The organism is Methyloceanibacter marginalis (assembly GCF_001723295.1).
Lineage (GTDB): Bacteria > Pseudomonadota > Alphaproteobacteria > Rhizobiales > Methyloligellaceae > Methyloceanibacter > Methyloceanibacter marginalis.
Genome location: NZ_LPWD01000359.1, coordinates 1 through 1,125, shown reverse-complemented (window position 1 = coordinate 1,125; position 1,125 = coordinate 1). Strand labels below are relative to the sequence as shown.

The window sequence follows — 1,125 nt, the reverse complement described above, 5'->3', positions numbered from 1 at the left end:
TCAGCCTCCGCCGCCTCCCAAAGCAACGCGTCGACGTCGTCTGCCGCGTCGCGGGCCTGGCCATCGAGCGCACGCTCGAAGGCGGAGACGACGCGGTTATATCGGCCGCTCTTCTCGACCAGGCGTCCAAGCACATCGAGCGGCGCGGGGTGGTCGTCCACCCGGAGGTCGACGACGTCGTCACGCCACGGCCGGCCGCTGCGGGTCGCCCGGACGACCCTCACCACCGCTGAGCGCTGCCCGCGCATATCGCCGCCGGCTTCCTCCGCCGCCCGCAGCGCCGCCATAAGGCGAAGCGCAAGAGAGTCGCCACTACGCTCGAAGGCGTCCACCATGGCGCCCCACACCGCCTCGGTGCGCATCATGTTCGCCACCGCGACACAGCTCTCGCCCACCTCGTGTCCTGCTTCGCCAATGCAGGCGTCACCGGTGTACGCCGAGATCTTGCCGCTGCCGTCGATCATCGCCACCTGCCGGCGCTCCGGGTGCGGATCGATGCTCCTGATTGCGGTGAGCGCCTCGGAGGCAGTGAGTCCCGCCCACAGAACATCGAGGCCGAGTGTGCCGTAGGCGGGCTCACCCATCGACTGCGTCGCGATCACCCCGACGCCTGCCATCGCCCACGGGACGCTGTGACCAACAGCGAAGGCTTGTGATTGGCTTGCGATTCCCATCTCGCCGGTGCGGGCGTCGCGCCCCAATATCGAGTAGGTCATGATCCTCCGCCTCTTTCTTCTGCCCCACTAAGCTGCTTGTCTCCGGGAAAGTCGCCGCCAGCAGCGGCCGTTACTGCGTTTTGTCGGCCTTCGGATTGGCGGCGCAGGCTCCCTTGTCGGTCCGCCAACCGCACTTCTCGTCGGCCAAGCAAGACGACACGTCTTGATGCGCCTCGCAGGCGCCTCCCGTCGCCTCGGCGCCACTCTCCGATGTCTGCTGCTCGGTGCACCCAAATAGAAGCGGCGCAAAGAGCGCCGCAATCACGATCGGCCTCATTTTCCTCCTCCTCTGTCTTTCTTCCGGTTCGCCTCCGCGCCCCAGTCTAGCTCCGGGGGCGACGTCGTTGCCTTCGGATCCACCACAGTCTAATGACGCCTTCGATGTGGGAAGCCATAAGTGGATGGGAAG

Annotated in this window: 2 protein-coding genes; both read right to left on the bottom strand. The window is 66.5% G+C overall.

Annotation, left to right across the window (positions count from 1 at the left end; genetic code table 11):
* The coding region (locus AUC71_RS12740; RefSeq protein ID WP_083238346.1) for a DUF1028 domain-containing protein at positions 1 to 716 on the bottom strand (716 nt) is incomplete at its 3' end.
* A 70-nt stretch (positions 717 to 786) separates the two neighbouring features.
* Positions 787 to 993, bottom strand: a complete 207-nt coding sequence (locus AUC71_RS12735) for a hypothetical protein (protein WP_069624563.1) — start codon at positions 991 to 993, stop codon at positions 787 to 789.
* Positions 994 to 1,125 lie beyond the last annotated feature (132 nt).